This is a genomic window from Streptococcus sp. 2021WUSS109, from assembly GCF_044427305.1.
Taxonomy (GTDB): Bacteria; Bacillota; Bacilli; order Lactobacillales; family Streptococcaceae; genus Streptococcus; species Streptococcus suis.
The window spans coordinates 1-23074 of record NZ_JAOTGF010000010.1; the positions used below are offsets into that span (position 1 = coordinate 1).

Sequence of the window (23074 nt, forward strand, 5' to 3'; positions counted from 1 at the left end):
ATAAACCCGAGAAAAAGTTCGATATACTTCAAACATTTATACCATTTTTGATGGTGTTGGCTTTTCTTATCGTACCATGAAATTTGATTATCAAGTCTAGAATTTAGATATTCATCTTGCTCCATATTTCCTCCATTTGATATCAATTTCTATAAATATCCACCACTTCGCCGATGGTGCGGAAATCGGTGTCTGCTGTGATTGGGATGTTGTCATAGTCTTTATTGAGCGATTCTAAACAGTCGCTTTTTAGTTTCTTGACGTAGTTTTCGCCGTCAACTTGGAAAATTCCGATTTTGTTTAGATCTACCTGGTCCTTGAGTTTGATAAAGAGGAAGTCGCCGTTTTTGATTTTGGGTTCCATGGAGTGGCCAACGACGACTGCGACGGTGTCGTACTTGCTTTCGTCCGGAATGTCGTCTGCGTAGAAGTCCACCATGGTGTCGTAGTCATCTTCTTGCCAGTAGCCTGTCCCTGCGGACACCTTGCCTGGTACGGGTAGGCTGATACGCTTTCTAGCGTCGTATTCTGCACGTTTTTCTGATATGTCAATGATTTTCCCTTGCTCTTCGGCTAGAAGCGTCTCAGAGGTTGCTAGAAGCTTATTCTTACGTGTGTCGTTGAGTTTGGAATAGTTAGACATGAGAATAGCTTGTCGTGGGTCGAAGTTGGGAAGAGGGATGGAAGTGGATGGTCGTGGATTTGTTTTGTCAAATAATGTTTGAGGCGATACATCTAACGCTTTGGCATATACACGAATATCGTTTTCATCCAACTGCCTATTTCCATTTTCGTGATTAGAAATTGTATTCTGTTTATAACCTGTTAATTCGGATAATTGTTTTTGCGTTAACTTTTTGCTTTTCCGCAAATCTTTAATTGCATTACCGAGAATATTTTTCATATAACATCCTCCTTTTTCTTCATTATATAACGAAGATATAAAAAAGTAAACAAAAAATCTCAAAAAGAGATAAAAAGTTGTTGACAAATATCTCAAATTGAGATATAATCTAATCAAGGTCAGGGAAATGACCGAATCAAAACAGGAAGAAAGGAGGGGAGGAATGTGAAAGGGACAATTAAAATTGAAGTAGAAAATATTGATAAAATAAATTCTACTATAGACGAAGTTGTAAAAAAAGCCGAAGAACTGCGAGCTGCCGTTCAACGACTTGATACAATAGAATTGGATATTAAAGCTTCATCTTCTTAGCGATGAGTTTAGCTCCAGCATCGTTTAACATTTCTTGCCAGTTTGAAAATTTTGTTTCTTCTGAAATGAACTGATCAAGAATTTCTTGATTTGCTTGCTTGAAACTTTCAGCATCAGTAATCTTTTCAGGATTGTTTTCAAACATTTCGGATAACGAAGAAAAACGACTGATTGACCGAATGTAAGAATCTGGGAACAGTTCGTCAAAGCTGTAATTGCCAGAAACAGATTTCGCTTTTCTCTTAAGGTCTCTTTGAAACTTATCAAGGCCTTTTAGCTTAAAAGTTGATGACATAGAATTTTCTCCTTTCTATCAAAATTTCATGAATAAAAGATGTTGGGTTATTCATGTAATGATTATACCAAAAGGTTACTGAAAAATCAATATATGGTTGTGGATAACTTTTTTGATACTAGATATAGTATTGCGAGGACATTATGTGGGAAAAAATTGAAAAACTGCTAAAAGAAAAAAGTATGACTAAAAATAAGCTTGCTACGCTTGCAGGCATCAATAAAAATAGCCTAATTGATCTAAAAATGGGTAGAAAGAAATCCTTGAAGTTTGAGGATGTTGTTAAAATCGCTGACGCTTTGGATGTCAGCCTAGATGAATTTAGAAAGGGGTGAGGGGTATTGACAAAAAAACAGAGACTACGTGAACAATTTTTGGAGCCAAAGAAACGGCTTCGTGAAGAACGTTTGAAACGTGAATACACAGAGATGTATATGGCGGATTTGATTGGTTTGAAAAACCGTAAAGGGTACTCTGAGAAAGAAGATGGATTACAACCATTCAAAGATTATGAGATGGCTATTATCTCAAAAAAATTTGGCATTTCAGAAGCTGAATTATTTTTTTAAAGCAAAATATCTCAAATCGAGATAAAACCAACCAAACTAGAAAGGGGCTAACATGTCAAAACAAAGATACGGTCGCCCAAGTACAGGGCAGAAAGGAAATAACCGTCCCACAGTGGTCATTAGTCGTGAGAACTACGACGAGGTTGACAGCTTGTCGCTTGGTACAGGAATGAGCCGTAGTGCTATTATTGATTATTTTATCAGTGAAGGCTTGAAGCGTGCTCGTATTGAAGAAGTCATCATCAAGACTAAGCGTCTAGTTCTTGAGGACTAGAAAGGAGAAAACATGAGACCGAATCAAATTTTTCATGGAAACGAAAAACCAACAAACGCAGTAGAGGGCGATTGTTGGTATAGAGATGGAGAATTATTGATGTTTAAGAACGATTGGGAACGTTGCGTAGACATCGACGAATCCGTCGTGAATAACACTCAATAATTCATTGCCGTCAGCAAAGAGCATTTTTGTCACTTCAGCACCTTTGATAGAGATGATTTCTCTACCTTCAGCAGACGGTGTTGAGTAGGACACATTGTCGCTTTGCTTGAATCGAACATGGAAGTAGTTAGGTTCCATGTGATTCACCTCCTTTCCGTGTTTATTATATCACAGGGAGGAGACGAAAAAAGCCCTTGACGAAGTCAGGAGCTTACCAAAATATCTACATAAATTATAACATAGGAGGCCTAAAATGGGCAAGATAGAACTTATGATGAGTGACTTGTCCGATTGGATTAAGGAACAAGTTACCAAAGCGATTGACCTACTGGTCAATATGTACATTGAACAGTACGAATCTCGCCTGATTGGGCGAGAGGAGCTGTCAGCAAAGCTCAATGTTTCGCCGACAACATTCGACAACCAGTACCGCCATTTGCCAGATTTCCCTCGTGAATTACCTGCTTGCAAGTGGTCACTGCCAGCAGTGAATCGCTGGATTAGAAACCAAGATTAAAATCCTCTGGACAAGGAATAGAATTATGACAGAAGCAATATTTACATTAGGGATTTTCGCAGTGCCAATATTGGTTGGTGCAGTGATAGAGCAACATAAGACGGAAGTGGAACGCAGAAAGCGCGAACTGGCTTTGATACGCGAAACGGAGCGAATCAATCATTTTCGGCACGGAATGGCGTACCGTGATGAGTGCTTAAAGCAACGTGTACTTAACACCGAGCGTCAGCAAGTGGATAAAGAAGGGGAACGATATGCAAGAATGGTTGGCTAAATTTTTAAAACAAGAACCTGCTATTCCACGTCCGCTCTACACTCTAGCGCAGGAAAACCAACTACTGCATGATATGGTCCGTGACATCGCTGAACAACGGAACGAATACCGTATCGAAAATCAACGGTTAAGGGACGAAGTTGCACGATTGAGACGCGGGATTGGCGATAAAAATGAATGACATAGTAAGACTTGAATTGATAGCTCAATCATATGACCGTTTCTTTCGTACAGGAGACATTGAGCATTTGAAAGATGTAGAAAGGATTTTGGAATATGACGAACACGACAGCGATTGATAACACGCTTCAGCTTGCGATTGTTGGAGTTTAGGAGGAATGGTTATGGCTTATGCAACACCTTGTCAGGAATATCCATAAAAACTATACGCAGTTGAATAATCATTCTGCTCAAAATAGCGAGCTTAGTTTACAAGCCAAAGGGTTATTATTTGTACTGATGTCGAATAAAGATACCTGGAGACCTTATATAGAACAACTTTCCAAACGCTCAAAGAATGGCCGGGAATCCCATAGGAATGCTTTTGAAGAATTAAAGGATGCTGGATACATACGCATCTACAGAAAAAGTTTAGGTAGAGGAAAAGGGATTCAGAACTACCCATTAGTCTCCGACATCCCTATCACAGATAGCTATTGGGAATATTGGAAAGAAAAGGTCGACGATGAGTTATCCACAAGTGAATCATCAGAGTGAGTTTACAACTTACGGATTTTACAAAGTTGTATTTTTCAAAAGTTGAATTTTACAAAGTTGTATTTTTCAAAAGTTGAAAAACCCGACACTAATAATAACTAAATAACAATAAAGACTAACTTAATAATAATCTAGGGGCTATCGCCCACTAATAAACAATAAGAGGCTAAAGCCTCTAACTAACTTAAAAACAAACTAATCGTTATATATAAATAATATATATAGGGATTTACAGAAGTTATCCACAGGAGGGAAAACTATGAAAAGATTTGAACTACGTGAAAATCTTGTCTGGCAACGTGCTACGGCAGGAGAGAAGGAAAAGTTATTGGATACAGGTCTAGCTGATAAGGCAGGATACATCCGCCTTGTCAGAGAGCTAGGTAGAAAGTATGTGGCGTAGGAGGTACGGCATGGAAGGTACTTACCCATGGTTTGACTATGACCGTGACTATCTACAACCTGAGGAACCAAGACAGGTACATGATCCTGATGAATGGGTGTTTCGTTGCGGTCAATGGATTTATGTAGGGGATGCATAATGACAGAGGAATTACTAGATACAATCCGACGGCTGAGGTGTGACTATTTCCACCTAGGCCGAGAGCTGGGCGAGATTATCAATGAGCAACAGGAATTGATACTTGCCCTGAAACGAGAAAACAGACGCTTAAAGCGTGAGAAATGGAATTTGAAACAGACGAAAAGGAGAAATAAATGAGTAATCTTGCAGTTATTCAAAAAGATATTACAGATGCCGTGAATGCGAAAGTGTCGCAGATGCAGAACGAAGGCTTGGTAGTAGCACCAAACTACGCACCGGCAAATGCTTTGAAGTCAGCATTCTTTGCTATGACCAACAGCCCAAGCGGGAACTTGCTTGAAAAGTGTTCGAAAGAAAGTATTGCCAATGCCTTGCTTGATATGGTTGTTCAAGGGCTAAGCCCAGCAAAGACCCAGTGCTACTTCATCCCATACGGGAATACATTGAAAATGACACGGTCCTACTTTGGAACTATGAAGGTTGTCAAACAACTGTCCAACGTGAAAGATATTTGGGCAGAGGTGGTCTTTGAAGGGGATGTGCTTAAAATTCGAAATGACAATGGGCGCAAGGTTCTCGAAAGCCACGAGACAGATTGGACCAACCAAGATAACGCAATTATCGGTGCTTACTGCATCATTGAAAAAGTGGACGGTGAGCGAATTTTGACAGTCATGACCAAGAAAGAGATTGATCGCAGCTGGCAACAGTCGAAAAATAAATCTGTCCAAAATGCCTTTCCTCAAGAAATGGCCAAGCGTACCGTTATCAATCGTGCAGCCAAGCAATTCTTCAACACATCAGACGATAGCGACATCTTGATTGAAGCTGTTAATCGGACAACTGAAAATGAATTTGATAACAATCGTCAAATCAAGGAAGCTGAGCCAGTTCAATCAGCCGGGCAGGATATCCTGGACAAGATGACCGGAAAGGCTGTCGCTGAAGAACCTGCAGAAGATGCAACTATTTCCGAAGCGGAAACTGTTGAAGAAGCAGGAGTGGATATTTCCAAAATGGAAACAACCGAGCAGCTCATTGATGCCGAAACGGGCGAAATCTTAGATGAGGAGGAACCGTTCTAATGTCTGAAGAACTATCTCTATTTGACAATCTGGAAAGTATGGCACCAGTTCCGACTGCGACAGTATTAGATTTTGACTTCGAATTCACACCAGCCCAGATCACTATCGTGGGCAAGGATTTGTTGGAGCAGGCACTTACTGGATACGTTGAAAAATACAAGAACTACACCGTCACAGCAGAAACGTTTGAAGACGATGCCAAGGTCCGGGCTGAGTTAAACAAACTGCAGAAGAAGGTCAAGTCAGCCGTTAAGGAGAAATTGGCAGATTACAACAAGCCCATCGACGAAGTCAAGGCTTGGGTGGACGGCTTGTTGGAACCTATTGTCAAAATAGGCAAGTCGATTGACGAAGGTGTGAAGGCGTTTGAAGAGCAGGAACGACTTAAACGCGCCAAAACCATTGAGGAACTATTCCGGAAAGCTATTACAAACACAGGAAAAGACATTGACATCCGTTTGTTCAGCAAGTATTTTGATGAGTTTTCTAAGAAGACGTGCTTTATGGCTGACAATGTTCGTCCTAATAAAGCCACAGTCAATATGGTTGCCAGCTTGGTAGAGGAAGAAGTGGCCAAGAAGGAAGAATATGAGTCAGCACTAATCAAAATTACTGAAGCAGCTGCCAAAGCAGACTTTGGTCCAGCCCCTTACGTACGTAATTTTGAACAAGGAGCAAGCTTGGCTGACATCTTGCAGGCAATTGCTGATGATAAAGCCTTGGCAGATAAGACCCGTGAAGAAGTTAGACGCAAGCAACAACTGGCCAAACGGATTGAAGAAATGACTGCTATCGCAGAAAGTAAAGGTCTGAATCCGAAGAAATATGCCGACATGCTCGAATCAGGGGTATCTGCACTCGCTGTCCATGAGGAACTTGTCAATGATGCAAGGAAATGGCAAGAAGAACAGGACCGAATGGAACAGGAATTTCTGGCTCAACATGGAGCTGTTTGCGGAAATGCTCAAAATCGCCCAAATTCTGACGAAATTCAACGAGAAAAAGTGTCAGAGGGTAAATATATCTCTGAACAGAAAAAGGCGTCAGAGGACAAAATAGAGTTGAATAAGAAGGTGGTCAAATGGAAAGGCGATTTCAGAATTACTTTCCCAGATGGAGAGACTGCTAAATTATTTGGTGGTAAAGGCGGTCTATATGAACAACATGGAATTGTTGTTGAGAAATTAGGAGAATGGGTGAAAATCAATGGCTAATCTGACTGAAGAAAATTACTACCAAGACCGTCAATGGCTATCTAATTCTCGCTTTAAGGCTTATATGGACTGTGAAGCGAAAGCCAAAGCTATTGACGACAAGGAGTGGACAGACAAGCGAGATGATACAGCTTTACTTGTCGGTAACTATGTGCATAGTTATTTTGAGAGCGAAGAGGCTCACGCCAAATTTGTTGACGCCAACAAATCTCGGATGATTTCCAGTCGTGGTGCGACTAAAGGCGAGCTGAAGAAAGAGTTTCAGGTCGCTCAGAACATGATTGATGCTCTGAAAGACGATGAGAAATTCTTAGGACTTTACCATGGTGCTCCAGGTGATGATGTCCGCAAGGAGATGATTTTGGAAGGTGAAATCTTCGGTATCATGGTCAAGGGCAAGGTGGATAGCATCAACTTGACTGAAGGCTATTTTGTGGATCTGAAAACTATGAAGACTATTCGAGGTCTTGAATGGTCTGACGTGGAACGAAAGAAAATCCCTGGGGCTGGTGCTAACATTTTGGGTTTTCGCTACGATGTACAGCTGGGGCTGTACCAGGAATTACTACGACAAATGGGCTATCCGAATTTCGTCCCGTTCGTTGTCGCAGTCAGCAAGGAAGACGTGCCTGACAAAGCCGTTATCACTCTTTCGCAGTATCGTTTGGATGAAGGTCTGCAATTCTTTGAAAATAACATCGAGCGTGTTGCAGGTATTATTGCAGGCGAAATCAAGCCGAAAGGTTGCGGAAATTGTGACTACTGCCGCAGTAAGCGAACCCTGGACCGTGTCATCAATTTAGATGATTTGATTGCTGGGATATTTTGATCGAGGAGAAAAAATGTTCAAAGTAAAGGTTAGATTTAATGATGGCTCATCACTTGACTACACCAGCAAAGACAAGGCGGAAGAAAACAAAATCAGATACAGTTTGGATAACAATGTACCATTGGCAATCGTAGAAAGTAATAGAACAATAATGATTGTCCCTCAAAATATTACTTTTGTAGATGTAACCAAAGTAGAAAAACAGTAAGAAACTGAAATGACAATCTTTTGTACCTAGGAACACAGATAACGTGCTGGGAACCACGATAAAAGCGAACTAGAAAGCGTGTCAATTGGAAGCAATCAGTTGACAGTTGGACGATAGCGACTGCCCGTATTTAGCCAAACTCACACAATGGTAGTCGCTGGATTTTGGAGGTGAATATCATGTCAACAATTGAGAAATGGGAGAAAATGACCCAAAAATCAGATATTAAAGACCTAGCTAAAAAGCTTGGTGTATAGCAGTTTAAATAGCCGTAGTAAAAATGTTCTTTGAAAATTTAATAAAAACACTTGACTTTACGGTAACACAATATTATAATTGTTGTGTTACCAAGAAAGAGAGGTGAAGCATGGTAGCAAAGCTAGGAAGACCTAAAAGCGAAAATCCTAGACATCACAATACCCGAATTCGAATGACTGATGATGAATTAACAATGCTTGAGTATTGTTCAAAAGTCACTGGAAAAACTAAGACGGATATTTTAATGTTAGGGCTTGAAAAAGTCTATAAGAGTATAAAAAAATAGCGTACAACCCGCCATCGCCAAACTTTGGGTCGTACACTATCGCCACAGAAAGTGTTTCTGCATGAAATATTATATCATGCAAGACACTTCTTTTCAAGATGCACAAAAGGAGTGTTTTTATTATGGCTAAAAATAAAGAATTAGAAGAGATTATCAACCACATCCACCTTGCTTTTCGTGAAAGTGAGAAGTCGGCAGAACTTATGCAGTGGGATAATCTCATCTCGATTGTTATCAATCGTGATTTTGATGAAAAGAAAGCAAATGTATTCTTCGAGGCTCACGCTTGCTTATTACATACATTTGCTAATGAGTTAATTGAATTTGTTTTAGATTATTTTGTAGAAGAAGAGGAGAACTAATATGGAATTGCAAATTTTTAAGAATGAACAGTTTGGAGAAGTGCGTACAGCGGACATCAAGGGAGAGGTTTATTTTAACCTAAATGACTGTTGTAAAATTTTAGAATTGAGCAACCCACGGAAAACGCTCGAACGACTCAATCCAAAGGGTGTAACTACTAGTGACACCCTTACAGCTGGAGGTATTCAACAAGCCAACTTTATCAACGAAAGCAATTTCTACAAGTTGGTTTTCCAATCTCGCAAACCAGAGGCTGAAAAATTCGCTGATTGGGTCACATCAGAAGTCTTGCCAAGTATTCGTAAAAATGGGGCGTATGTCACTAATCAAAAAGCTGTTGAGATTATGTCTAACCCAAATGCTCTTGGTGAGTTCTTGCAAGGAATTGCTAACCAAGTGAAACAATTAGAATTGCAGAATTCAAATCTAGTTGAGAAGAATGAGGTTCTAGAGGTGGAACTGCTTGAAGCTCGTAAGCAAGCTCGCTACCTGGATGTGATCATCGAGAGCAAGGGAGCGGTTCGTGTGACACAGATTGCTGCTGACTATGGCATGAGTGCTAATCGGTTCAATAAACTCTTGCACGAGCTGGGTGTTCAGCATAAGGTCAACGGACAATGGATTTTGTACAAAAAGTATATGGGCAAAGGATATACCGATAGCACGACATTTGATTATCTGGACAAGAACGGTCAAGCTAGAGCCAATATGACGACAACTTGGACACAAAAAGGTCGTTTGTTCTTGTATGAGTTACTAAAAAATAACGACATCTTGCCATTGATTGAACAAGATGAGGTTGCATAAGGAGAACACATGATTACAAAAATTAACGTACCAAAAACATCAATCGTCATTGAGATTGAAAAAAAGGAAATCAAAATCGAAAACTTGATCGATTACGATATCAAAATGATTTTCAGAAACCAGGATGCAGAGCCGTCTCTGGATGAGAACGGAGATGTCTTTGAACCACTTTACTGGCTTGACATCAAGGCAAAACCAATCGAAGAAATCGAGTATCACAGTAGCCTGGGCGTCAAGAAAGAAAAACGAAGACTTGCGGAATTACAAATCTTCTTCGAATACATTGAAGCGAACAAGCGAAATCTTTTTGATCTCTGCGGATTGAGAGGTGAATTGAGTTGAGCAATCTAACATTGTCACTAGATATTTCAACTGCTGGGACAGGTTGGGCCATTTTCCGTGGCTCAGACCTTGTCCGGAGCGGTGTCTTGAAGCACAAAAGCAAATCATACTTTGAACGTGGTCGCTATATGGCCAGCGAGTTACGAGCCATCCAGTCGCGGGCTTTACAAAAATTCGACTGCCCATTTGAGACAATCATTGTCGAAAAAAACAATGTCATGGGACCAAACCAACAATCTATGATGAGCATCGGTATCGTGACCGGTCTCATTCTAGGGAGATTGATTGCGGACCAGGTAGTTTTTGTCAATGTATCGACATGGCGAAAACATTGGAAGTTTAGCTATAAGGATCGCAGCAAGAAATCAATGAAGGTCCAATCAGTGGCAAAAGTGGCCGAAAATTTCAAAAAGGCAGTGAAAGATGATGAAGCAGATGCTATTTTGATTGGCTCGTACTTTGTTGACGCAGGAACCAAAAACGACCAACTAGAAAAGCACGCTGTAAGGTAAGGAGGAAGTCGAGTGAAAGAAACCGTAAAATTCACAGCAAGTATGATTGTAGTGCTGTTTGCTGCTTTAGGATTTATCTACATGATTTATCAAGTAGGGTATCAAGCCGCTAAAAACGAACAGCAACCAGTGATTGTTTATCAAGTTGATAATGCTGGAGTTGAGATGTTCGGGAAAATTACAGACAAGGAAATCATAGAGGGACGCTACACAGTCACTGCCCATGCCTACGGCAAGTTTTTAGTTACAAAGGAACAGTACGAGGCTATCAAAGTTGGTGACCCAATCCCTGAGTATTTGAAAGGACAGAAACAATGAATAAGCAGGAAGCGATTAAAAGAATAGAAGCAATGTCATTTCGGGATAAAACTTTTAAAGAAATAAAAGCAGGAGTTGCTAAAATTATCTCACAAATAGACCAACCGCAGAAGGTTGAGGTGCCTGCATTTATTGATAGCTATATCCGATACGCAAAAGCAGAAGGCATGTCATTATTTATTGCAATGGATAATGCCCAAAATAAAGAATCAGAGTGGATTATTAAGAACGAAGATATTTTTACCCGTGCCTGGCTGTTCGGTTACCAGGTCGAGAAGGAGCGGTTGTATACGGTGGAGGTACCGAGTATTACTGATGGAATGAATATGCTACACCATTCGGATAATGATTGGTACTTTGATGAGGACATTAACAACTCCACTAGTGGTGACTCACGTTACCATACTAAGTTTGATATTGAGCAAGCTGGCTTTGGTTGGGTGTTTAATTGCAGTGGTGTGAAGGTTGTGGAGGTGGAGTGATGGTCAAAACACTAGAACAGACATTAAAAGATGATTCGAAGAGGTTGAAAGTACCGACTAACATCAGACCGTATGACATTGGTTATAGAGTCGTTTCCCAAAACGGTAACGTATTCGCTTTGAGAAATGGCGCCAGCGTATTCTATTTACCGTCAGAAGCTGAAGAAGCGATTCGAAGAGAATTTGGAAAAGATGACCCGAATTTCGATATTGGGAAATGTAGAGTTGAAGAAGTGGCTATTGTTAACTTTAAAAAATTAAAGAATTTTCTGCAGGAGATAGAATCATGAGAGGAAAAATTACTGTAGGCTACCATTCTGAGCCTTGTAAGGTAAGAATTAACAAAGAATGGAAACAAGCTGAATTTTTGGGTGTTTTTCAAGACGCAGGCACAGATTTGTTTGAACGACCATATGCAAGACCAGTTGCTGCAGTCAAAATTAACGGCAGGCTAGGCCATACTGCGCTTAGTGAGATAAAGTTTGATGTGGAGACAGAAAATGATACCGAAATGTAGAATTTATTGTTATGAAACACAAGAGATGATAGTTGCTAGAGACTATAGAGAGTTAGCAGAATTATTTGCAGGGCTAGATGCAGATGATAGCCTATACAGCGACCCGATGCAATCCACTGGTCTATTTGATAAGAATGGCAAGGAGATTTTCGAGGGGGATGTTATTCGTGTAAACTATACTGACGATGATTCTCCCTGGACAGACGCTATTATCTGGAGTCCAAAGGATTGCGCTTGGTATTTAAAATCAAACAAAGAATTGCTAGGATTTGCAATGGACGAACCGGACATAATTGTCGAAGTTATCGGCAACATCTATGAAAATCCGAAATTGGTGGAGGAGAAATAATGGCAAGTGAATATGTGAGATTGCATATCATGAAGCACGCTTTGGAACATTATATCCGGCGAGACGGTGCTTCGGAGAAAGACATCAGACAGGAGAGAAAAGTACTGGATGATGTTGTTGAAGAACTCGAGGCTTTTAAAGACTTTATCAATTCTGGGTGCTCAGGAGGTTGTTAGAGGTAATTCTAGGCCATCCGACTGTTGCAGGTCGGTTGGTCATTCTGCCAAAAATAAATAAAAAAAGGAGGACTCCTTTGTAGTTAAAGTCACATTATTGGGCCAATGGCAGTACGGTCAGCCACAAATAAATTAAATAGAAAGCAATTGCAAATGGTATCATAGTCCAACTCCCTATTGTGGTACGGGTGGGGGACGAATAAAAAAAGCCAAGGCACTCTCTGCCCTGACTACGGTTTCGCTATCAATATTATACCACAAAGGAGACAGAGAGTGAACAAGGCTAAAGAGTTACTTGATGAGTTACAAAACCTAGATTTAGATATTCAAAGCCGGATAGATGAAATCAATGAGCTTGAGGCGGGTTTGCTCTCAAGTCCAAAATGGAAGACTGATAAGGTTCAGGGTGGGCAAGCTAGGAGAGTTGATGATGTCTATTCCCAGCTTGTAATCATGAAAGAAGCTATTGAACAAGATACCAATGAGGTTATTAACAGGAAACTTGAATTAGGTAGATTGATTAACAAGCTGAAAGACCCAAAACACAGAACGGTTCTACGGATGACGTATATCAGTAAGAAGCATATCATTGATATTTGCGATGCTTTAGACGGTATTAGTCCGCAGACATACTACCGTTTAAGAAAATCTGCAATTTTTGAACTAGATATGATGTTATGTGAGAATAATTGAGAATAGTTGGACGAGCATGATTTTTGAAATCTGTTAGAATGGTAGTATCAAGAATTAAGGGGTAAGGCAGTGAGCCTTCCCTATTATGGAGAGTTGGCAGAGTTGGTCGAATGCGCCCGTTTGCTAGACGGGCGGCCGCCTACGTGCGGTCCGTGGGTTCGAATCCCACACTCTCCTTTGAGTGTTTGTGTCCCAGAACGGGGTAAGTCGTTGGACGAGAATTCATAGATCACTCATTAACTTTGAAATGGTTGCGGATGCGACTAGGCCCTGCATGATTGCACAGCTACTTATATCCTAGGTAAGTTATAAGCTGGGTGGTTTGATTCCGCTAGGGGTCTTTCTCCTATATTTTTCCCACACAATGAAGTGTGGGTTTTTAATTTGCAGAAAGGTGGTAGAAAATTGAGCAAATTAACGCTTAAACAACAACGTTTTGCAGATGAGTATATCATCTGTGGAAATGCGACGGAAGCAGCGATAAAGGCTGGGTATAGTAGCAAGTATGCGAATACCAATGCCAGTAAATTACTACAAAATACTACAATCAAATCCTATATTGACGAACGGCTGGAGGAGCTGAAATCCGAAAAGGTGGCTAATCAACAGGAAGTGCTTGAGTACCTCACATCAGTCATGCGAGGTCAAACTCAGGAACAGACCTTGTGTAGCATCGGCGAGTTAGGTCAGCAGGTTATAGATATCGATGTTGGAGCTAAGGACAGAATCAAGGCTGCTGAGCTTTTAGGGAAACGGCATAGGCTTTGGACAGACAAAGTTGAGGCAGAAGTAAGCGGAACGGTGGTGTTTGCGAATGAATCAGACATCCCAGATTAAGGTCAATCTGCCAGATATAGTTGGCAAGGGCTATGGTCAATTCTGGCGGTCTAAGAACTTCTACCGAGTTGTCAAAGGTGGTCGGGGTAGCAAGAAATCAAAAACGACTGCTCTATACTACATTGTCGCAATCTTGAAACATAATTGGGCTAATCTTTTGGTTGTCCGTAGATTTTCAAACACTAATAAGCAATCAACCTACACAGACTTAAAGTGGGCAGCGAACAGATTGAAAGTATCACACTTGCTTAAGTTTAACGAGAGCCTACCAGAGATTACGGTTAAGGCGACAGGTCAAAAAATACTGTTTAGAGGTCTTGATGACCCGTTGAAGATTACGTCGATTACCGTTGACACAGGCTTGCTATCGTGGCTTTGGCTGGAAGAAGCCTATCAAGTCGAAAATCAGGATAAATTTGAAACGCTGGTCGAGTCTATTCGTGGCTCAATCGATGTACCAGACTTTTTCAAGCAGATTACAGTCACTTTCAACCCGTGGTCTGAAAGGCATTGGCTGAAATCTGCTTTTTTTGACGAAGATACCAGGAAGAAGGATGTCTTTGCAGACACGACAACATATCGTGTAAATGAATGGCTGGACCAACAGGATATAGACCGCTACGAGGATTTGTGGCGAACAAATCCAAGGCGTGCCGCTGTTGTTGCTAACGGCGACTGGGGTGTTGCTGAAGGGCTTGTGTTCGAGAATTACGAAGTCAAAGACTTTGATATAGTCAGCACGATTAAGCGAATAGGCGAGACAACTGCTGGCCTTGACTTTGGTTTCACCCATGACCCGACGACATTTCCGCGGTTAGCAGTTGATTTGGATAATAGAGAGCTATGGATCTATGCTGAACACTATGAACATGCCATGACAACGGATGACATCTTCAAGATGATTGTAGATGCTGATATGCAGAACGCTGTGATTACAGGTGATAGTGCTGAGCAACGGTTGATTGCAGAGTTGCAAGCAAAGGGTATCAGACGGCTTGTGCCATCTATCAAGGGCAAAGGCTCGATAAACGCTGGAATAGATTTCATGAAGCAATTTAAAATCTACATTCATCCGTCTTGTGTGAAAACAATTGAAGAGTTTGACACCTACATCTACAAACAGGACAAAGATGGCAAGTGGTTGAATGAACCGATTGATAGCAATAACCACATCATTGATGCGATACGCTATGCGTTGGAACGGTATCACATTCAGACTTCAAAACTAAATGTTGACAAAACTATTAAGAAAATCAATAAACTGTTCAGGAGGTAAGGAGTGGACAAGGTAAATGAATTTGAACACGGCATTGATTCCGTGACGAAGATTAGGAACGACAGCTTGGTTTTTTCAGATTTGGCTAACGAGCAATTCAGGTACAGTAGTGTAGGTGATTTGTTGAATACTGACAAGGGCAGAAAGGCTTTCCGGGATATGCTGGCAGCCTTTTTTGGTAGTCAGAAACAACGCTTGGCAATTCTTGCCTCGTATGCTCAAGGGGATAATTTCAGCATCCTTTCCGGACATCGACGTCTGGATGATGAAAAGGCAGACTACCGAGTCCGGCACAAATGGGGTGGCTATATCTCCAGCTTTGCGACAAGTTACGTCATTGGAAATCCTGTAAGCATCGGTGTGATGGAGGGCGGTTCTGCTGATCAATTATCAACAATCAAAGACATTGAGTGGCAGAATGACATCAACGCTTTGAACAGTGACCTTGCTTTTGACGCTTCAGTCTATGGCCGTGCTTATGAATATCACTTCAGAGATAAGGACAAGGTCGACCGTGTGGTCTTAATCAGTCCGCTTGAAATGTTTGTTATTCGTGATTTGACAGTCGAACAAAACATCATTGCAGCAGTGCATTTGCCAATCTATGCGGATAAGGTTAACATGACGGTCTATACGAAAGACCAGGTTATTACCTACAAGCCGTATTCGAACAATTCAGTCCGGTTGGTAGTGGATGATGTCAAAAAGCACAGCTACAACGATGTGCCAGTAGTCGAGTGGTGGAACAACCGTTTCCGTATGGGCGACTATGAGAGTGAGATATCTCTGATTGATGCTTATGACGCTGGACAGTCCGACACAGCTAATTACATGAGCGACTTGAACGATGCTATGTTGCTAGTCAAGGGTGACTTGGACGGAATCAAGCTATCTCCAGAAGATGCTGCTAAGATGAAAGATGCGAACATGCTCTTTTTGAAAACAGGGATCAGTGCCACTGGTCAGCAAACCACAGCGGACGCTAGTTACATTTATAAGCAATATGACGTTGACGGCACAGAGGCTTATAAAAACCGCCTGGCAAATGATATTCACCGTTTTAGCCGTATTCCAAACCTTGATGATGACCGTTTCAACTCAACATCATCTGGCATTGCTTTGCTTTACAAGATGATTGGTTTGGAACAGGTACGAAAAGACAAGGAAACCTACTTTACTAAGGCTTTGCGTCGTAGGTACGAGCTTATCAGCAATATCCACAAAGCAATCAATGGTCCAGTGATAGAAGCGAATAAGCTTACTTTTACTTTCCACCCCAACATTCCACAAGATGTCTGGACAGAAATTAAGGCTTACATCGAGGCAGGCGGTGAGATTTCCCAGGAAACGCTCATGGAAAATGCTAGTTTTACTGACTACAAGACTGAACACAGCCGAATTTTGAAGCAAGGTGGGTCTAGTGACCTTGAAATTGGTCAGATTGTAGGTGATGCAGATGTCGGACAAGCGGATAACAAGTAATCAGCGGTATAATGCGGAGCGAAAAGCCCAAGCTGAGCTGATGAAGCGTGACCTGGACCGCGATAGGGTGCTGGCTCAAATCTATCAAGAGTCTTTTGACCGCATGCAAAGGGAAATTGACGGCTTTTACTTGCGATATGCTAGTAAAGAAGGTCTTACCAAACAGGAAGCTATGAAGCGTGTTTCTGAAATGGATGTGACCAAGTTCAATACCAAGGCTGCCAAGGCCGTCAAGGAGAAAGATTTTAGTCATGCAACAAATGAATGGCTCAAAGTCTATAATCTCAAGATGAAAGTCAGCAGACTGGAGTTGTTGAAGGCTGAACTAGCACTTGAAATTCAAAATTTGACTGCTGAGGTTAATGAGGTCTTTGATAAGGCACGGACAGATGAATATCTGAACGAATACAAGCGTCAAGCTGGCATTTTGGGTATTTCATCTAGCGGGGCAAAAAAACGCATGCAGGCGATTTTAGACGCTGATTTCTACGGGCAGAAATTTTCTGCTAGAGTGTGGAGTGGTCTAGGTCTTCGTGCGACGCTTCAAAGGGATGTTTTTGGCTCGCTTAACCGTGTCTTTACGGATATGATGGGCTATAAGCAAGAAATGAAACGCCTGGCCAAGAAATACGGTACCAGTGAACAGAACGCTAAACGCTTGTTGAAGACTGAGATTGCACGGATAAACGCTGATACGCAGTACAGCATGCTCAAAGACAACGGATTTACTCACATGATCTTCGTAGCAGAGCCTGGTGCGTGTGATTTGTGCGGTCCTTTGGATAAAGTGGCAGTTCCGATTGATAAGTTGGAAAAAGGGGTCAACATGTACCCCATGCATCCCTGTTGTAAATGCAGCGCATACGGTCTAATTTTGATGGAGAAAAAAGATGGGTCAAATAATATTGATGAGTATGAAACTTGGAACAGTAATACACTTGAAAAGGATAAAGAAAAAGCGTATAATCAAGGTATGAAGAATAGTGGAGCAATCTACGGAGCTTGGAACGCCAAGAATGACCCTGATGAAATTCATCGGAAAAAACATGCCGAACTATACTATGAGTCGGTTCGAAATCGTAGTACAGTTCGTGAAGTGGCTCGTATTGCAAAGCATACAGGTTTTGCTGAGCGAGATGTGCAAGCTATTTATGACCATGTTTTTGAAAACTATTACGAACTAGAAGGTGGTTCCAAGCGTTTTGACCCTGATTATGACATGGCTCAATCTTGGGACAGGCTTTTTAGTGGCAAGGGTATTCAAAAACACGATATTACCCTCCTTCATCACGAGCTGATGGAGAGCAAACTTATGGCAGAGGGGATGAATTATGATACTGCTCATAAAATCACGCAGAAAAAGTATGACTACTTGAGTGAGCTGATTAAGTGGCAGATAGAGCGAGGTGATTTGTAATGATTAAACTGGAAAAAATCAAAAACTCTGGCAGTCAAGGTTACTTTTATCATCCAGAGAATACTGATGATGTTGGCATGATTGAAATTAAGGGTGATGAGGTTGTGATTGCTGTCCAGGCTAATCGAGACAAGGAACTTGGTGTGCCTTATTATGCCAATAAGGCTCGGGCAGAGGTGCTACGCTTACTTAAAGCAGGCACCTTGGTTGATTCAAAAATTTTAGCCTGGTATTAAAAGACGAAGCACTCGCGAGGGTGCTTTTTGTTGTAGAAAATAGAAAGGAGGTCGCCATGAAAAAGCGTATTAAAAAGAAATACAAACCATTCAAAGAATTATGGGATTGTATGGAATGGCTTATGTTTAGATTGAATAGACATGTTGCTCGATTGGATAGCTTGGAGAATCGTTTGGAAAATCTGAGAGTTATTGATTCCGCAAATATTCAGACCATCAATCGTAAGTTTGAAGAGTACGAAAAACGGATTGAAACATTAGAACGTGAAGTCAAACAGCTTAAGAAACCGTTCTGGAAATGGTGAGGAGGTGGTCACTCATCTTGACAGCAGGAAAGACTGCAACTAATTGAATAACTTAACCGTATGGAATCCCATACGGTTTTTATTTTGTCCAAACCGTGCTAGTGACGTTAATCCTTGCATGAGATAGTGGGAGGTTGCCACGTTAAAAGCGTAAGAAAGGAGCCAGAACATGGCAGATGAAAAAAATAATCCAGCAGTTGAGCCTGAACAAGGTCAAAACGGACAAGCTAGCAATCCACAAGAACCTGAAAAAATGGTATCACTTGCTGAAATGCAACGTCGTTTGAAGCAGGCTGAAGAAAAGCATGCACAGGCGACACAAGAAGCTATTGCACAAGCCCTTGAAAAGTACAAGGCTGAGTCTGAGTTGACAGGCAAGGAGCTTGAAGCCTACCGTCAGAAAGAAGCTGAAGCTGAAAAGCAGAAGATGCTTGATGAAATTGACCAACTCAAAAAGGATAAGGTCAAACGTGAGCTGACGGATGAAGCCATCAAGTCTCTATCCAGTCGCAAACTGCCAGTTAATGACAAGGTGCTATCGTTTGTGGTCAAAGATACGGCAGATGATACCTTGCAGGCTATCTCAGACTTTGAAAGTATTATCAGCGAGATTAAAGCTGAGTACACGCAATCCGAACCGCCGAAGATGTCGTCTAGCTTCGGTGGGGAATCAACTACTAAGAGCCGTGGCGACATTTTCCGAGGCTCTCGCATTATCAAATAAAGGAGTCAATAAATGACAGTACAAACTTTTAATCCAGAAAACGTCCTCGTATCACAGAAGAAAGACGGGACACTGCACAAAGAATTTACAGACATCATCATGAAAGAAGTTGCTCAAAACTCTCTTGTCATGCAGCTTGGTCAGTATCAAGAAATGGAAGGTGAGCAAGAAAAAACTGTCTACGTTCAAACAGACGGCATTTCAGCTTACTGGGTAAATGAAACCGAGAAAATCAAGACTGACAAACCGGAAGTAGTGCCAGTGACTTTGAAAGCTCACAAACTCGGTATCATCTTGGTAACATCCCGTGAAGCTCTCAACTACACTTGGAAGAAATTCTTCGAAGACATGAAACCTCAAATCGTTGAAGCATTTTACAAGAAAATTGATGAAGCTGGTCTACTTGGTCATGATACACCTTTTGCGAACTCAGTTGCTAAGGCTGCTAAAGATGCAAATAAAGTTATTGGCGGTCCTATCAATTACGACAACATCTTGAAGTTGCAAGATGCTCTCTATGATGCAGATGTTGAGCCGAATGCTTTTGTGTCTAAAATTCAAAACCGTTCCGCACTCCGTGAAGCTCGTGACGGCAATAAGGTGTCTATCTATGACAAGGCTGCAAATACCATTGATGGTATCACTACTGTAGATCTTAAATCTGCACGTTTTGAAAAAGGCGATCTACTCGCTGGTGACTTTGACAATCTGATCTACGGCGTGCCATACAACATCACTTACAAGATTTCAGAAGAAGGTCAAATCTCAACTATCACTAATGCAGATGGCACTCCAATCAATCTCTTCGAACAAGAAATGATTGCTATCCGTGCCACAATGGATGTCGCTGTGATGATCACCAAAGCTGATGCCTTTGCTAAATTGACACCCGCTGAACGTGTTTAAACTAGAAAGGACAACACATGGGATATAAAACTACTCATGCTATTCTTGATTCTTTAGATAGTGACCAATATTATTACGGTGGTGCAGTTTATCCTCGTCCAGGATTTGTTGTTTCTCAGGAACGACTTGATGAATTGGTAGAGAAAGGGCATATTGTCAAAATTGATGATGAGCCATCTCTGCCAGCTAAGGAAGAGGAAAAGCCTGCCGTTGATGATCCGACTGTTGATGAAATCAAGGCTGCTCTTGATGATCTTGGTATCAAGTACAGCTCCCGTGCTAAAAAAGCGGAGCTATTAGAACTCTTGAAAGGAGCTTAGTCATGGATAGCGCCCAACTTGCAAAAATCAAACGTCGGTTGGGTATTCCAGCCGATGACACAGCTGAAGATGAACTACTTGAAGATTTAATTGAAGATGCAGAGGGTTATTTCAAGCTACTAACATCATCTTCAATAGTTGACAGCAAATATCACTTCATGATTGAGAATGTGGTCTATAAGCTATACGGTCGCAAAGGTTCTGAAGGGGTCACATCTGAAACGGTTGACGGCTATTCGGTCACCTATCAGGAGTGGGACAATCTCTTCAAGCCTTACATGGCTATTTTGAATAAGGATTTTGGTTTGGACGGTTCCCAACGACAGAAGGGCAAGGTGATGTTCCTATGAAGACACCTCACCGCATTGCTCTTTTTCGTGGTGGATCTGTACCAAAATACAATCCAGCAACGGATAGTTATGACGAAACACCTGGAACAGAAACTCTTGTACCTTGTTTGGTCAATTTCATTTCACAAGCAAAGGTCTTTGAAGAATATGGCAGTCGGTCTGAAAAGATTATGATTTGCCGGTTCCAGCAAGAGCAAGAACCATTCCAATATGCTATCTATGACGGCAGTAGGTACGAACCATTGGACGCTATTGATGCACCTATCAAGGGAGCTATTAGGCTCAAGAAAGTAGGTGGTTAGATGGCAGGAGGAATGAAGATTGATTGGCAGGGTGTAGAACAGCTAGCCATGGTAATCAAGGGAGCTGGGTCAAAGGTTCGTGAACAATCTAGTCGTGTGGTCAGAAACAAGACCGAAAAATTAAAAACAAGAGCGCAAGAATTAGCCCCAAAAGACACAGAGTTTTTGAAAGATCACATCAAAAGTTCATATCCAAGCGATTTGGAAGGTCGTGTCAAAGGAGAATCGGCTTATGAAGGTTATCAAGAGTACGGCACTAGGTTTCAAGAAGGCACTCCTCACATTAGACCAGCTCTTCGAGAAATTGAACCTGAATTTAGAAAAGATATGACAGATGTTATGAAAGGAGCTTTTAAAGAATGACCCCAAACCACGCTATTTTTCGGCATGTATTCACGGAAGGTCTGAAAGTGACGGACAGAACATTTGACTATCTGCCAGATGCCGGGACCCAGTACCCGTTCATCTATGTTGGTGAAAGTTCCAACACCGATGAAACAAACTTTGACCTATTCGGCAATGCCACTCAGACAGTCCACATTTACGCTACACGAACGCAAAGAGTAGAGCTGGATAATTTGACCAGCGTGCTCTTAAACGCTCTGAGAGGCTCTCGTGGAGCTTATGACTACGCAATTAACTTTGTATCTTGTAATCAGCAAGATGCACCAGACAACACAGATGTCCAACCCCTCATTCACCGGGTGTTAGATATCTCATTTTCTTACAACCAGAAAGGAAACTAAAATATGCCTATTGAAGTAATTAACGGGAAAGATTTTCTTTCCTTTTTTCGTTTGCTGAAGGAAAGTGCAAAAGTAGATGCTGACCGCATCCGCTTTATGACTGAAATGACTCTCAGCATGGAAAAAGAAACTGACTCACAGACTACTGTTGATGGTATCGTGAACAGTATTGCAGACGGTGAGAACACACTTGATTTTTCAGCCCTTGCTTACCGTGATACAGATCCAGAAACAATTGAAATGTGGAAACAAATGCGTCAATGGTTTTTGGATGGTGAAACTGTTGAAGTTTGGAACGTAGATATCAATTCAGGTAAGAAGAATGAGGAAACTCAGAAAACAGAATACTTGGTAGATTACTTCCGTGGAACATTCACCAGCTTTGAATTGACTTCTCCAGCAGATGGCAAAGTTGAGTTGAGCTATTCACTTGCTATCGACGGTAAGGGCCTTTTTGACAACAAAGACACCTTGACTGAAAAACAAGAAGCAGCAGTCAAAGCGGCTCAATATGCTTACCAAACCTTGGCTAAGGTTACATCAGTCTAATTTCGAAACGGGCGGTACATCCGCCCCTTTTTTATTAAGGAGTAAAAACATGATTTTAACAATTAACGGAAAAAACTATGAACTTAAATTTGGTTTAGGCTTTCTTGCTGAAATGAACAAGCGTAAGCCTGCAGAATTTGAAGGCATGAAGACTGGGTATGGTGCAATGGCTCTTTTCAATGTTGGTCAGTTCCTTGGTGATCCATTGGCATTCTATGATTTGATTAAAGCTGCAACTGCTGAGGCACCTCAAAAGCCTAGCAACGAAGAATTGGAAGCTTATTTGACACAGCTGATTGTTGAAGGTCGCATCGAACAAGTCTTCACAAGCGTTTTAGAAGAAGTAAAAAAATCACCAATCCTGGCATTCGCTATGAAGGTTCAAGGAGACCAGGCTCCACAAGTTCAAGCACCAGCACAACCACAGATGACAGTAGTGGAACAAGCACCGGTTCAAGCAACACAGACAACAGATACCATTACACCTACGCAGACTGTATCTCAATTCTGATTGCCAGAGCAGGACTGACATATCAGCAGGCCTACAACACAACCATCGAACAGTTTTGGGCATATCAAAAGGCATTTGAAATCAAGACAGTAGATCAGCTGCA

Annotated in this window: 45 protein-coding genes and 1 tRNA gene; 43 read left to right on the forward strand and 3 right to left on the reverse strand. The window is 41.4% G+C overall.

Annotated features, from left to right (window positions below):
• Nucleotides 1-142: 142 nt before the first annotated feature.
• The gene (locus ODU37_RS05105; protein WP_249562147.1) at nt 143-904 is read right to left on the reverse strand and encodes an XRE family transcriptional regulator; all 762 of its coding nucleotides are present in this window, start codon (nt 902-904) and stop codon (nt 143-145) included.
• A gap of 165 nt (nt 905-1069) precedes the next feature.
• Here ODU37_RS05105 and ODU37_RS05110 point away from each other — a divergent pair, with 165 nt between their 5' ends.
• Complete coding sequence (locus ODU37_RS05110; RefSeq protein ID WP_249562148.1) at nt 1070-1216, forward strand: hypothetical protein; 147 nt, start codon at nt 1070-1072, stop codon at nt 1214-1216.
• On the opposite strand, the gene ODU37_RS05115 is transcribed toward ODU37_RS05110, so the two are convergent.
• The gene (locus tag ODU37_RS05115) at nt 1197-1511 is read right to left on the reverse strand and encodes a hypothetical protein (RefSeq protein WP_172070841.1); all 315 of its coding nucleotides are present in this window, start codon (nt 1509-1511) and stop codon (nt 1197-1199) included. The genes ODU37_RS05110 and ODU37_RS05115 overlap by 20 nt on opposite strands.
• A gap of 143 nt (nt 1512-1654) precedes the next feature.
• On the opposite strand from ODU37_RS05115, the gene ODU37_RS05120 reads away from it, so the two are divergent.
• From ODU37_RS05120 to ODU37_RS05130, 3 genes are read left to right on the forward strand one after another with little or no spacing between them, the layout of a single operon-like run.
• Nucleotides 1655-1846, forward strand: a complete 192-nt coding sequence (locus tag ODU37_RS05120) for a helix-turn-helix transcriptional regulator (protein ID WP_024390858.1) — start codon at nt 1655-1657, stop codon at nt 1844-1846.
• 6 nt (nt 1847-1852) lie between these two features.
• Nucleotides 1853-2080 carry a hypothetical protein gene (locus ODU37_RS05125; protein WP_024414969.1) on the forward strand — a complete coding sequence of 76 codons (228 nt, stop codon included), beginning with the start codon at nt 1853-1855 and terminating at the stop codon, nt 2078-2080.
• Between the two features lie 52 nt (nt 2081-2132).
• A complete protein-coding gene (locus tag ODU37_RS05130) occupies nt 2133-2354 on the forward strand; it encodes an antitoxin (protein ID WP_201342629.1) in 222 nt (73 codons plus the stop codon).
• Nucleotides 2355-2447: 93 nt separating this feature from the next.
• On the opposite strand, the gene ODU37_RS05135 is transcribed toward ODU37_RS05130, so the two are convergent.
• Nucleotides 2448-2657 (reverse strand): hypothetical protein, encoded by a 210-nt coding sequence (locus tag ODU37_RS05135; protein ID WP_029172966.1) that lies wholly within the window; start codon nt 2655-2657, stop codon nt 2448-2450.
• Nucleotides 2658-2772: 115 nt separating this feature from the next.
• On the opposite strand from ODU37_RS05135, the gene ODU37_RS05140 reads away from it, so the two are divergent.
• From ODU37_RS05140 to ODU37_RS05330, 39 genes are all read left to right on the forward strand, one after another.
• Nucleotides 2773-3036, forward strand: coding sequence for a hypothetical protein (locus tag ODU37_RS05140; protein WP_105121728.1), 264 nt, complete (start codon nt 2773-2775; stop codon nt 3034-3036).
• 25 nt (nt 3037-3061) lie between these two features.
• Nucleotides 3062-3310 (forward strand): hypothetical protein, encoded by a 249-nt coding sequence (locus ODU37_RS05145; protein ID WP_249562149.1) that lies wholly within the window; start codon nt 3062-3064, stop codon nt 3308-3310.
• Nucleotides 3291-3491 (forward strand): hypothetical protein, encoded by a 201-nt coding sequence (locus ODU37_RS05150; protein ID WP_249562150.1) that lies wholly within the window; start codon nt 3291-3293, stop codon nt 3489-3491. Before ODU37_RS05145 ends, ODU37_RS05150 begins: the two co-directional genes overlap by 20 nt.
• Nucleotides 3492-3661: 170 nt before the next feature.
• Nucleotides 3662-4027 carry a transcriptional regulator gene (locus ODU37_RS05155; protein ID WP_249562151.1) on the forward strand — a complete coding sequence of 122 codons (366 nt, stop codon included), beginning with the start codon at nt 3662-3664 and terminating at the stop codon, nt 4025-4027.
• Between the two features lie 259 nt (nt 4028-4286).
• Complete coding sequence (locus tag ODU37_RS05160; protein ID WP_014636677.1) at nt 4287-4430, forward strand: hypothetical protein; 144 nt, start codon at nt 4287-4289, stop codon at nt 4428-4430.
• 10 nt (nt 4431-4440) lie between these two features.
• Nucleotides 4441-4569, forward strand: coding sequence for a hypothetical protein (locus tag ODU37_RS05165; protein ID WP_283770561.1), 129 nt, complete (start codon nt 4441-4443; stop codon nt 4567-4569).
• Nucleotides 4569-4748, forward strand: coding sequence for a hypothetical protein (locus tag ODU37_RS05170; RefSeq protein ID WP_249562152.1), 180 nt, complete (start codon nt 4569-4571; stop codon nt 4746-4748). The genes ODU37_RS05165 and ODU37_RS05170 overlap by 1 nt, the downstream gene beginning before the upstream one ends.
• The gene (locus ODU37_RS05175; protein ID WP_249562153.1) at nt 4745-5656 is read left to right on the forward strand and encodes a recombinase RecT; all 912 of its coding nucleotides are present in this window, start codon (nt 4745-4747) and stop codon (nt 5654-5656) included. Before ODU37_RS05170 ends, ODU37_RS05175 begins: the two co-directional genes overlap by 4 nt.
• A complete protein-coding gene (locus ODU37_RS05180) occupies nt 5656-6870 on the forward strand; it encodes a DUF1351 domain-containing protein (RefSeq protein WP_249562154.1) in 1215 nt (404 codons plus the stop codon). The genes ODU37_RS05175 and ODU37_RS05180 overlap by 1 nt, the downstream gene beginning before the upstream one ends.
• On the forward strand, nt 6863-7699 hold the full coding sequence (locus ODU37_RS05185) for a PD-(D/E)XK nuclease-like domain-containing protein (RefSeq protein ID WP_249562155.1): 837 nt from the start codon (nt 6863-6865) through the stop codon (nt 7697-7699). Before ODU37_RS05180 ends, ODU37_RS05185 begins: the two co-directional genes overlap by 8 nt.
• Nucleotides 7700-7712: 13 nt before the next feature.
• Nucleotides 7713-7907, forward strand: coding sequence for a hypothetical protein (locus tag ODU37_RS05190; RefSeq protein ID WP_249562156.1), 195 nt, complete (start codon nt 7713-7715; stop codon nt 7905-7907).
• Between the two features lie 367 nt (nt 7908-8274).
• Nucleotides 8275-8451: a hypothetical protein gene (locus tag ODU37_RS05195; protein ID WP_004195107.1), complete on the forward strand. Its 177-nt coding sequence runs from the start codon at nt 8275-8277 to the stop codon at nt 8449-8451.
• Nucleotides 8452-8573: 122 nt separating this feature from the next.
• Nucleotides 8574-8813: a hypothetical protein gene (locus tag ODU37_RS05200; RefSeq protein WP_004195105.1), complete on the forward strand. Its 240-nt coding sequence runs from the start codon at nt 8574-8576 to the stop codon at nt 8811-8813.
• Nucleotide 8814: 1 nt separating this feature from the next.
• Nucleotides 8815-9621, forward strand: coding sequence for a phage antirepressor KilAC domain-containing protein (locus ODU37_RS05205; protein ID WP_249562157.1), 807 nt, complete (start codon nt 8815-8817; stop codon nt 9619-9621).
• 9 nt (nt 9622-9630) lie between these two features.
• On the forward strand, nt 9631-9963 hold the full coding sequence (locus tag ODU37_RS05210) for a hypothetical protein (RefSeq protein WP_029943303.1): 333 nt from the start codon (nt 9631-9633) through the stop codon (nt 9961-9963).
• Entirely contained in the window at nt 9960-10475 is a 516-nt protein-coding gene (locus tag ODU37_RS05215) for a hypothetical protein (protein WP_249562158.1), read from the forward strand. The genes ODU37_RS05210 and ODU37_RS05215 overlap by 4 nt, the downstream gene beginning before the upstream one ends.
• 12 nt (nt 10476-10487) lie before the next feature.
• Nucleotides 10488-10793, forward strand: a complete 306-nt coding sequence (locus ODU37_RS05220; RefSeq protein WP_268933365.1) for a DUF1372 family protein — start codon at nt 10488-10490, stop codon at nt 10791-10793.
• On the forward strand, nt 10790-11275 hold the full coding sequence (locus tag ODU37_RS05225) for a DUF1642 domain-containing protein (RefSeq protein WP_172001395.1): 486 nt from the start codon (nt 10790-10792) through the stop codon (nt 11273-11275). Before ODU37_RS05220 ends, ODU37_RS05225 begins: the two co-directional genes overlap by 4 nt.
• Nucleotides 11275-11565, forward strand: a complete 291-nt coding sequence (locus ODU37_RS05230) for a hypothetical protein (protein ID WP_074392184.1) — start codon at nt 11275-11277, stop codon at nt 11563-11565. Before ODU37_RS05225 ends, ODU37_RS05230 begins: the two co-directional genes overlap by 1 nt.
• Nucleotides 11562-11792, forward strand: coding sequence for a hypothetical protein (locus ODU37_RS05235; RefSeq protein WP_172001393.1), 231 nt, complete (start codon nt 11562-11564; stop codon nt 11790-11792). Before ODU37_RS05230 ends, ODU37_RS05235 begins: the two co-directional genes overlap by 4 nt.
• Before the next feature lie 25 nt (nt 11793-11817).
• Nucleotides 11818-12141: a YopX family protein gene (locus tag ODU37_RS05240; protein WP_201342615.1), complete on the forward strand. Its 324-nt coding sequence runs from the start codon at nt 11818-11820 to the stop codon at nt 12139-12141.
• Nucleotides 12141-12317, forward strand: a complete 177-nt coding sequence (locus ODU37_RS05245) for a hypothetical protein (protein WP_171997420.1) — start codon at nt 12141-12143, stop codon at nt 12315-12317. The genes ODU37_RS05240 and ODU37_RS05245 overlap by 1 nt, the downstream gene beginning before the upstream one ends.
• 273 nt (nt 12318-12590) lie before the next feature.
• Nucleotides 12591-13010: a DUF1492 domain-containing protein gene (locus ODU37_RS05250; protein WP_172001391.1), complete on the forward strand. Its 420-nt coding sequence runs from the start codon at nt 12591-12593 to the stop codon at nt 13008-13010.
• A gap of 87 nt (nt 13011-13097) precedes the next feature.
• Nucleotides 13098-13187: transfer RNA gene (locus tag ODU37_RS05255), tRNA-Ser, on the forward strand.
• Nucleotides 13188-13415: 228 nt separating this feature from the next.
• Entirely contained in the window at nt 13416-13847 is a 432-nt protein-coding gene (locus tag ODU37_RS05260; protein ID WP_172057210.1) for a terminase small subunit, read from the forward strand.
• Nucleotides 13825-15123: a PBSX family phage terminase large subunit gene (locus tag ODU37_RS05265; protein WP_024415129.1), complete on the forward strand. Its 1299-nt coding sequence runs from the start codon at nt 13825-13827 to the stop codon at nt 15121-15123. The genes ODU37_RS05260 and ODU37_RS05265 overlap by 23 nt, the downstream gene beginning before the upstream one ends.
• Nucleotides 15124-15126: 3 nt before the next feature.
• Nucleotides 15127-16605: a phage portal protein gene (locus tag ODU37_RS05270; protein ID WP_201342614.1), complete on the forward strand. Its 1479-nt coding sequence runs from the start codon at nt 15127-15129 to the stop codon at nt 16603-16605.
• The gene (locus ODU37_RS05275; protein ID WP_398580433.1) at nt 16580-18022 is read left to right on the forward strand and encodes a minor capsid protein; all 1443 of its coding nucleotides are present in this window, start codon (nt 16580-16582) and stop codon (nt 18020-18022) included. Before ODU37_RS05270 ends, ODU37_RS05275 begins: the two co-directional genes overlap by 26 nt.
• Nucleotides 18022-18258, forward strand: a complete 237-nt coding sequence (locus ODU37_RS05280; protein WP_044767090.1) for a hypothetical protein — start codon at nt 18022-18024, stop codon at nt 18256-18258. The genes ODU37_RS05275 and ODU37_RS05280 overlap by 1 nt, the downstream gene beginning before the upstream one ends.
• A gap of 56 nt (nt 18259-18314) precedes the next feature.
• On the forward strand, nt 18315-18563 hold the full coding sequence (locus ODU37_RS05285; RefSeq protein WP_398580434.1) for a hypothetical protein: 249 nt from the start codon (nt 18315-18317) through the stop codon (nt 18561-18563).
• A gap of 169 nt (nt 18564-18732) precedes the next feature.
• Nucleotides 18733-19287 carry a DUF4355 domain-containing protein gene (locus ODU37_RS05290; protein ID WP_249562161.1) on the forward strand — a complete coding sequence of 185 codons (555 nt, stop codon included), beginning with the start codon at nt 18733-18735 and terminating at the stop codon, nt 19285-19287.
• A 12-nt stretch (nt 19288-19299) separates the two neighbouring features.
• Nucleotides 19300-20193: a phage major capsid protein gene (locus ODU37_RS05295; protein WP_105137062.1), complete on the forward strand. Its 894-nt coding sequence runs from the start codon at nt 19300-19302 to the stop codon at nt 20191-20193.
• Nucleotides 20194-20210: 17 nt separating this feature from the next.
• Complete coding sequence (locus tag ODU37_RS05300; protein ID WP_238709311.1) at nt 20211-20513, forward strand: HeH/LEM domain-containing protein; 303 nt, start codon at nt 20211-20213, stop codon at nt 20511-20513.
• Nucleotides 20514-20515: 2 nt separating this feature from the next.
• Nucleotides 20516-20863, forward strand: a complete 348-nt coding sequence (locus tag ODU37_RS05305) for a phage head-tail connector protein (protein WP_238709313.1) — start codon at nt 20516-20518, stop codon at nt 20861-20863.
• Nucleotides 20860-21165 (forward strand): hypothetical protein, encoded by a 306-nt coding sequence (locus ODU37_RS05310; RefSeq protein ID WP_172025155.1) that lies wholly within the window; start codon nt 20860-20862, stop codon nt 21163-21165. The genes ODU37_RS05305 and ODU37_RS05310 overlap by 4 nt, the downstream gene beginning before the upstream one ends.
• Entirely contained in the window at nt 21166-21528 is a 363-nt protein-coding gene (locus tag ODU37_RS05315; protein ID WP_239016729.1) for an HK97-gp10 family putative phage morphogenesis protein, read from the forward strand.
• Nucleotides 21525-21911 (forward strand): hypothetical protein, encoded by a 387-nt coding sequence (locus tag ODU37_RS05320; RefSeq protein ID WP_238709315.1) that lies wholly within the window; start codon nt 21525-21527, stop codon nt 21909-21911. Before ODU37_RS05315 ends, ODU37_RS05320 begins: the two co-directional genes overlap by 4 nt.
• A 3-nt stretch (nt 21912-21914) precedes the next feature.
• Entirely contained in the window at nt 21915-22460 is a 546-nt protein-coding gene (locus ODU37_RS05325; RefSeq protein ID WP_238709317.1) for a phage major tail protein, TP901-1 family, read from the forward strand.
• A gap of 49 nt (nt 22461-22509) precedes the next feature.
• The gene (locus tag ODU37_RS05330) at nt 22510-22971 is read left to right on the forward strand and encodes a tail assembly chaperone (RefSeq protein ID WP_238709318.1); all 462 of its coding nucleotides are present in this window, start codon (nt 22510-22512) and stop codon (nt 22969-22971) included.
• The last annotated feature ends 103 nt before the right edge of the window (nt 22972-23074 follow it).

Excerpts from the sequence above, each read along its gene's own strand:
- ODU37_RS05105 (WP_249562147.1), bottom strand. The coding sequence starts at position 904 with ATGAAAAATATTCTCGGTAATGCAATTAAAGATTTGCGGAAAAGCAAA.
- ODU37_RS05115 (WP_172070841.1), bottom strand. The coding sequence starts at position 1,511 with ATGTCATCAACTTTTAAGCTAAAAGGCCTTGATAAGTTTCAAAGAGAC.
- ODU37_RS05120 (WP_024390858.1), top strand. The coding sequence starts at position 1,655 with ATGTGGGAAAAAATTGAAAAACTGCTAAAAGAAAAAAGTATGACTAAA.
- ODU37_RS05130 (WP_201342629.1), top strand. The coding sequence starts at position 2,133 with ATGTCAAAACAAAGATACGGTCGCCCAAGTACAGGGCAGAAAGGAAAT.
- ODU37_RS05135 (WP_029172966.1), bottom strand. The coding sequence starts at position 2,657 with ATGGAACCTAACTACTTCCATGTTCGATTCAAGCAAAGCGACAATGTG.
- ODU37_RS05140 (WP_105121728.1), top strand. The coding sequence starts at position 2,773 with ATGGGCAAGATAGAACTTATGATGAGTGACTTGTCCGATTGGATTAAG.
- ODU37_RS05145 (WP_249562149.1), top strand. The coding sequence starts at position 3,062 with ATGACAGAAGCAATATTTACATTAGGGATTTTCGCAGTGCCAATATTG.
- ODU37_RS05150 (WP_249562150.1), top strand. The coding sequence starts at position 3,291 with ATGCAAGAATGGTTGGCTAAATTTTTAAAACAAGAACCTGCTATTCCA.
- ODU37_RS05155 (WP_249562151.1), top strand. The coding sequence starts at position 3,662 with ATGCAACACCTTGTCAGGAATATCCATAAAAACTATACGCAGTTGAAT.
- ODU37_RS05160 (WP_014636677.1), top strand. The coding sequence starts at position 4,287 with ATGAAAAGATTTGAACTACGTGAAAATCTTGTCTGGCAACGTGCTACG.
- ODU37_RS05165 (WP_283770561.1), top strand. The coding sequence starts at position 4,441 with ATGGAAGGTACTTACCCATGGTTTGACTATGACCGTGACTATCTACAA.
- ODU37_RS05170 (WP_249562152.1), top strand. The coding sequence starts at position 4,569 with ATGACAGAGGAATTACTAGATACAATCCGACGGCTGAGGTGTGACTAT.
- ODU37_RS05175 (WP_249562153.1), top strand. The coding sequence starts at position 4,745 with ATGAGTAATCTTGCAGTTATTCAAAAAGATATTACAGATGCCGTGAAT.
- ODU37_RS05180 (WP_249562154.1), top strand. The coding sequence starts at position 5,656 with ATGTCTGAAGAACTATCTCTATTTGACAATCTGGAAAGTATGGCACCA.
- ODU37_RS05185 (WP_249562155.1), top strand. The coding sequence starts at position 6,863 with ATGGCTAATCTGACTGAAGAAAATTACTACCAAGACCGTCAATGGCTA.
- ODU37_RS05190 (WP_249562156.1), top strand. The coding sequence starts at position 7,713 with ATGTTCAAAGTAAAGGTTAGATTTAATGATGGCTCATCACTTGACTAC.
- ODU37_RS05195 (WP_004195107.1), top strand. The coding sequence starts at position 8,275 with ATGGTAGCAAAGCTAGGAAGACCTAAAAGCGAAAATCCTAGACATCAC.
- ODU37_RS05200 (WP_004195105.1), top strand. The coding sequence starts at position 8,574 with ATGGCTAAAAATAAAGAATTAGAAGAGATTATCAACCACATCCACCTT.
- ODU37_RS05205 (WP_249562157.1), top strand. The coding sequence starts at position 8,815 with ATGGAATTGCAAATTTTTAAGAATGAACAGTTTGGAGAAGTGCGTACA.
- ODU37_RS05210 (WP_029943303.1), top strand. The coding sequence starts at position 9,631 with ATGATTACAAAAATTAACGTACCAAAAACATCAATCGTCATTGAGATT.
- ODU37_RS05225 (WP_172001395.1), top strand. The coding sequence starts at position 10,790 with ATGAATAAGCAGGAAGCGATTAAAAGAATAGAAGCAATGTCATTTCGG.
- ODU37_RS05230 (WP_074392184.1), top strand. The coding sequence starts at position 11,275 with ATGGTCAAAACACTAGAACAGACATTAAAAGATGATTCGAAGAGGTTG.
- ODU37_RS05235 (WP_172001393.1), top strand. The coding sequence starts at position 11,562 with ATGAGAGGAAAAATTACTGTAGGCTACCATTCTGAGCCTTGTAAGGTA.
- ODU37_RS05240 (WP_201342615.1), top strand. The coding sequence starts at position 11,818 with ATGATAGTTGCTAGAGACTATAGAGAGTTAGCAGAATTATTTGCAGGG.
- ODU37_RS05245 (WP_171997420.1), top strand. The coding sequence starts at position 12,141 with ATGGCAAGTGAATATGTGAGATTGCATATCATGAAGCACGCTTTGGAA.
- ODU37_RS05265 (WP_024415129.1), top strand. The coding sequence starts at position 13,825 with ATGAATCAGACATCCCAGATTAAGGTCAATCTGCCAGATATAGTTGGC.
- ODU37_RS05275 (WP_398580433.1), top strand. The coding sequence starts at position 16,580 with ATGTCGGACAAGCGGATAACAAGTAATCAGCGGTATAATGCGGAGCGA.
- ODU37_RS05280 (WP_044767090.1), top strand. The coding sequence starts at position 18,022 with ATGATTAAACTGGAAAAAATCAAAAACTCTGGCAGTCAAGGTTACTTT.
- ODU37_RS05285 (WP_398580434.1), top strand. The coding sequence starts at position 18,315 with ATGAAAAAGCGTATTAAAAAGAAATACAAACCATTCAAAGAATTATGG.
- ODU37_RS05290 (WP_249562161.1), top strand. The coding sequence starts at position 18,733 with ATGGCAGATGAAAAAAATAATCCAGCAGTTGAGCCTGAACAAGGTCAA.
- ODU37_RS05295 (WP_105137062.1), top strand. The coding sequence starts at position 19,300 with ATGACAGTACAAACTTTTAATCCAGAAAACGTCCTCGTATCACAGAAG.
- ODU37_RS05300 (WP_238709311.1), top strand. The coding sequence starts at position 20,211 with ATGGGATATAAAACTACTCATGCTATTCTTGATTCTTTAGATAGTGAC.
- ODU37_RS05305 (WP_238709313.1), top strand. The coding sequence starts at position 20,516 with ATGGATAGCGCCCAACTTGCAAAAATCAAACGTCGGTTGGGTATTCCA.
- ODU37_RS05310 (WP_172025155.1), top strand. The coding sequence starts at position 20,860 with ATGAAGACACCTCACCGCATTGCTCTTTTTCGTGGTGGATCTGTACCA.
- ODU37_RS05315 (WP_239016729.1), top strand. The coding sequence starts at position 21,166 with ATGGCAGGAGGAATGAAGATTGATTGGCAGGGTGTAGAACAGCTAGCC.
- ODU37_RS05320 (WP_238709315.1), top strand. The coding sequence starts at position 21,525 with ATGACCCCAAACCACGCTATTTTTCGGCATGTATTCACGGAAGGTCTG.
- ODU37_RS05325 (WP_238709317.1), top strand. The coding sequence starts at position 21,915 with ATGCCTATTGAAGTAATTAACGGGAAAGATTTTCTTTCCTTTTTTCGT.
- ODU37_RS05330 (WP_238709318.1), top strand. The coding sequence starts at position 22,510 with ATGATTTTAACAATTAACGGAAAAAACTATGAACTTAAATTTGGTTTA.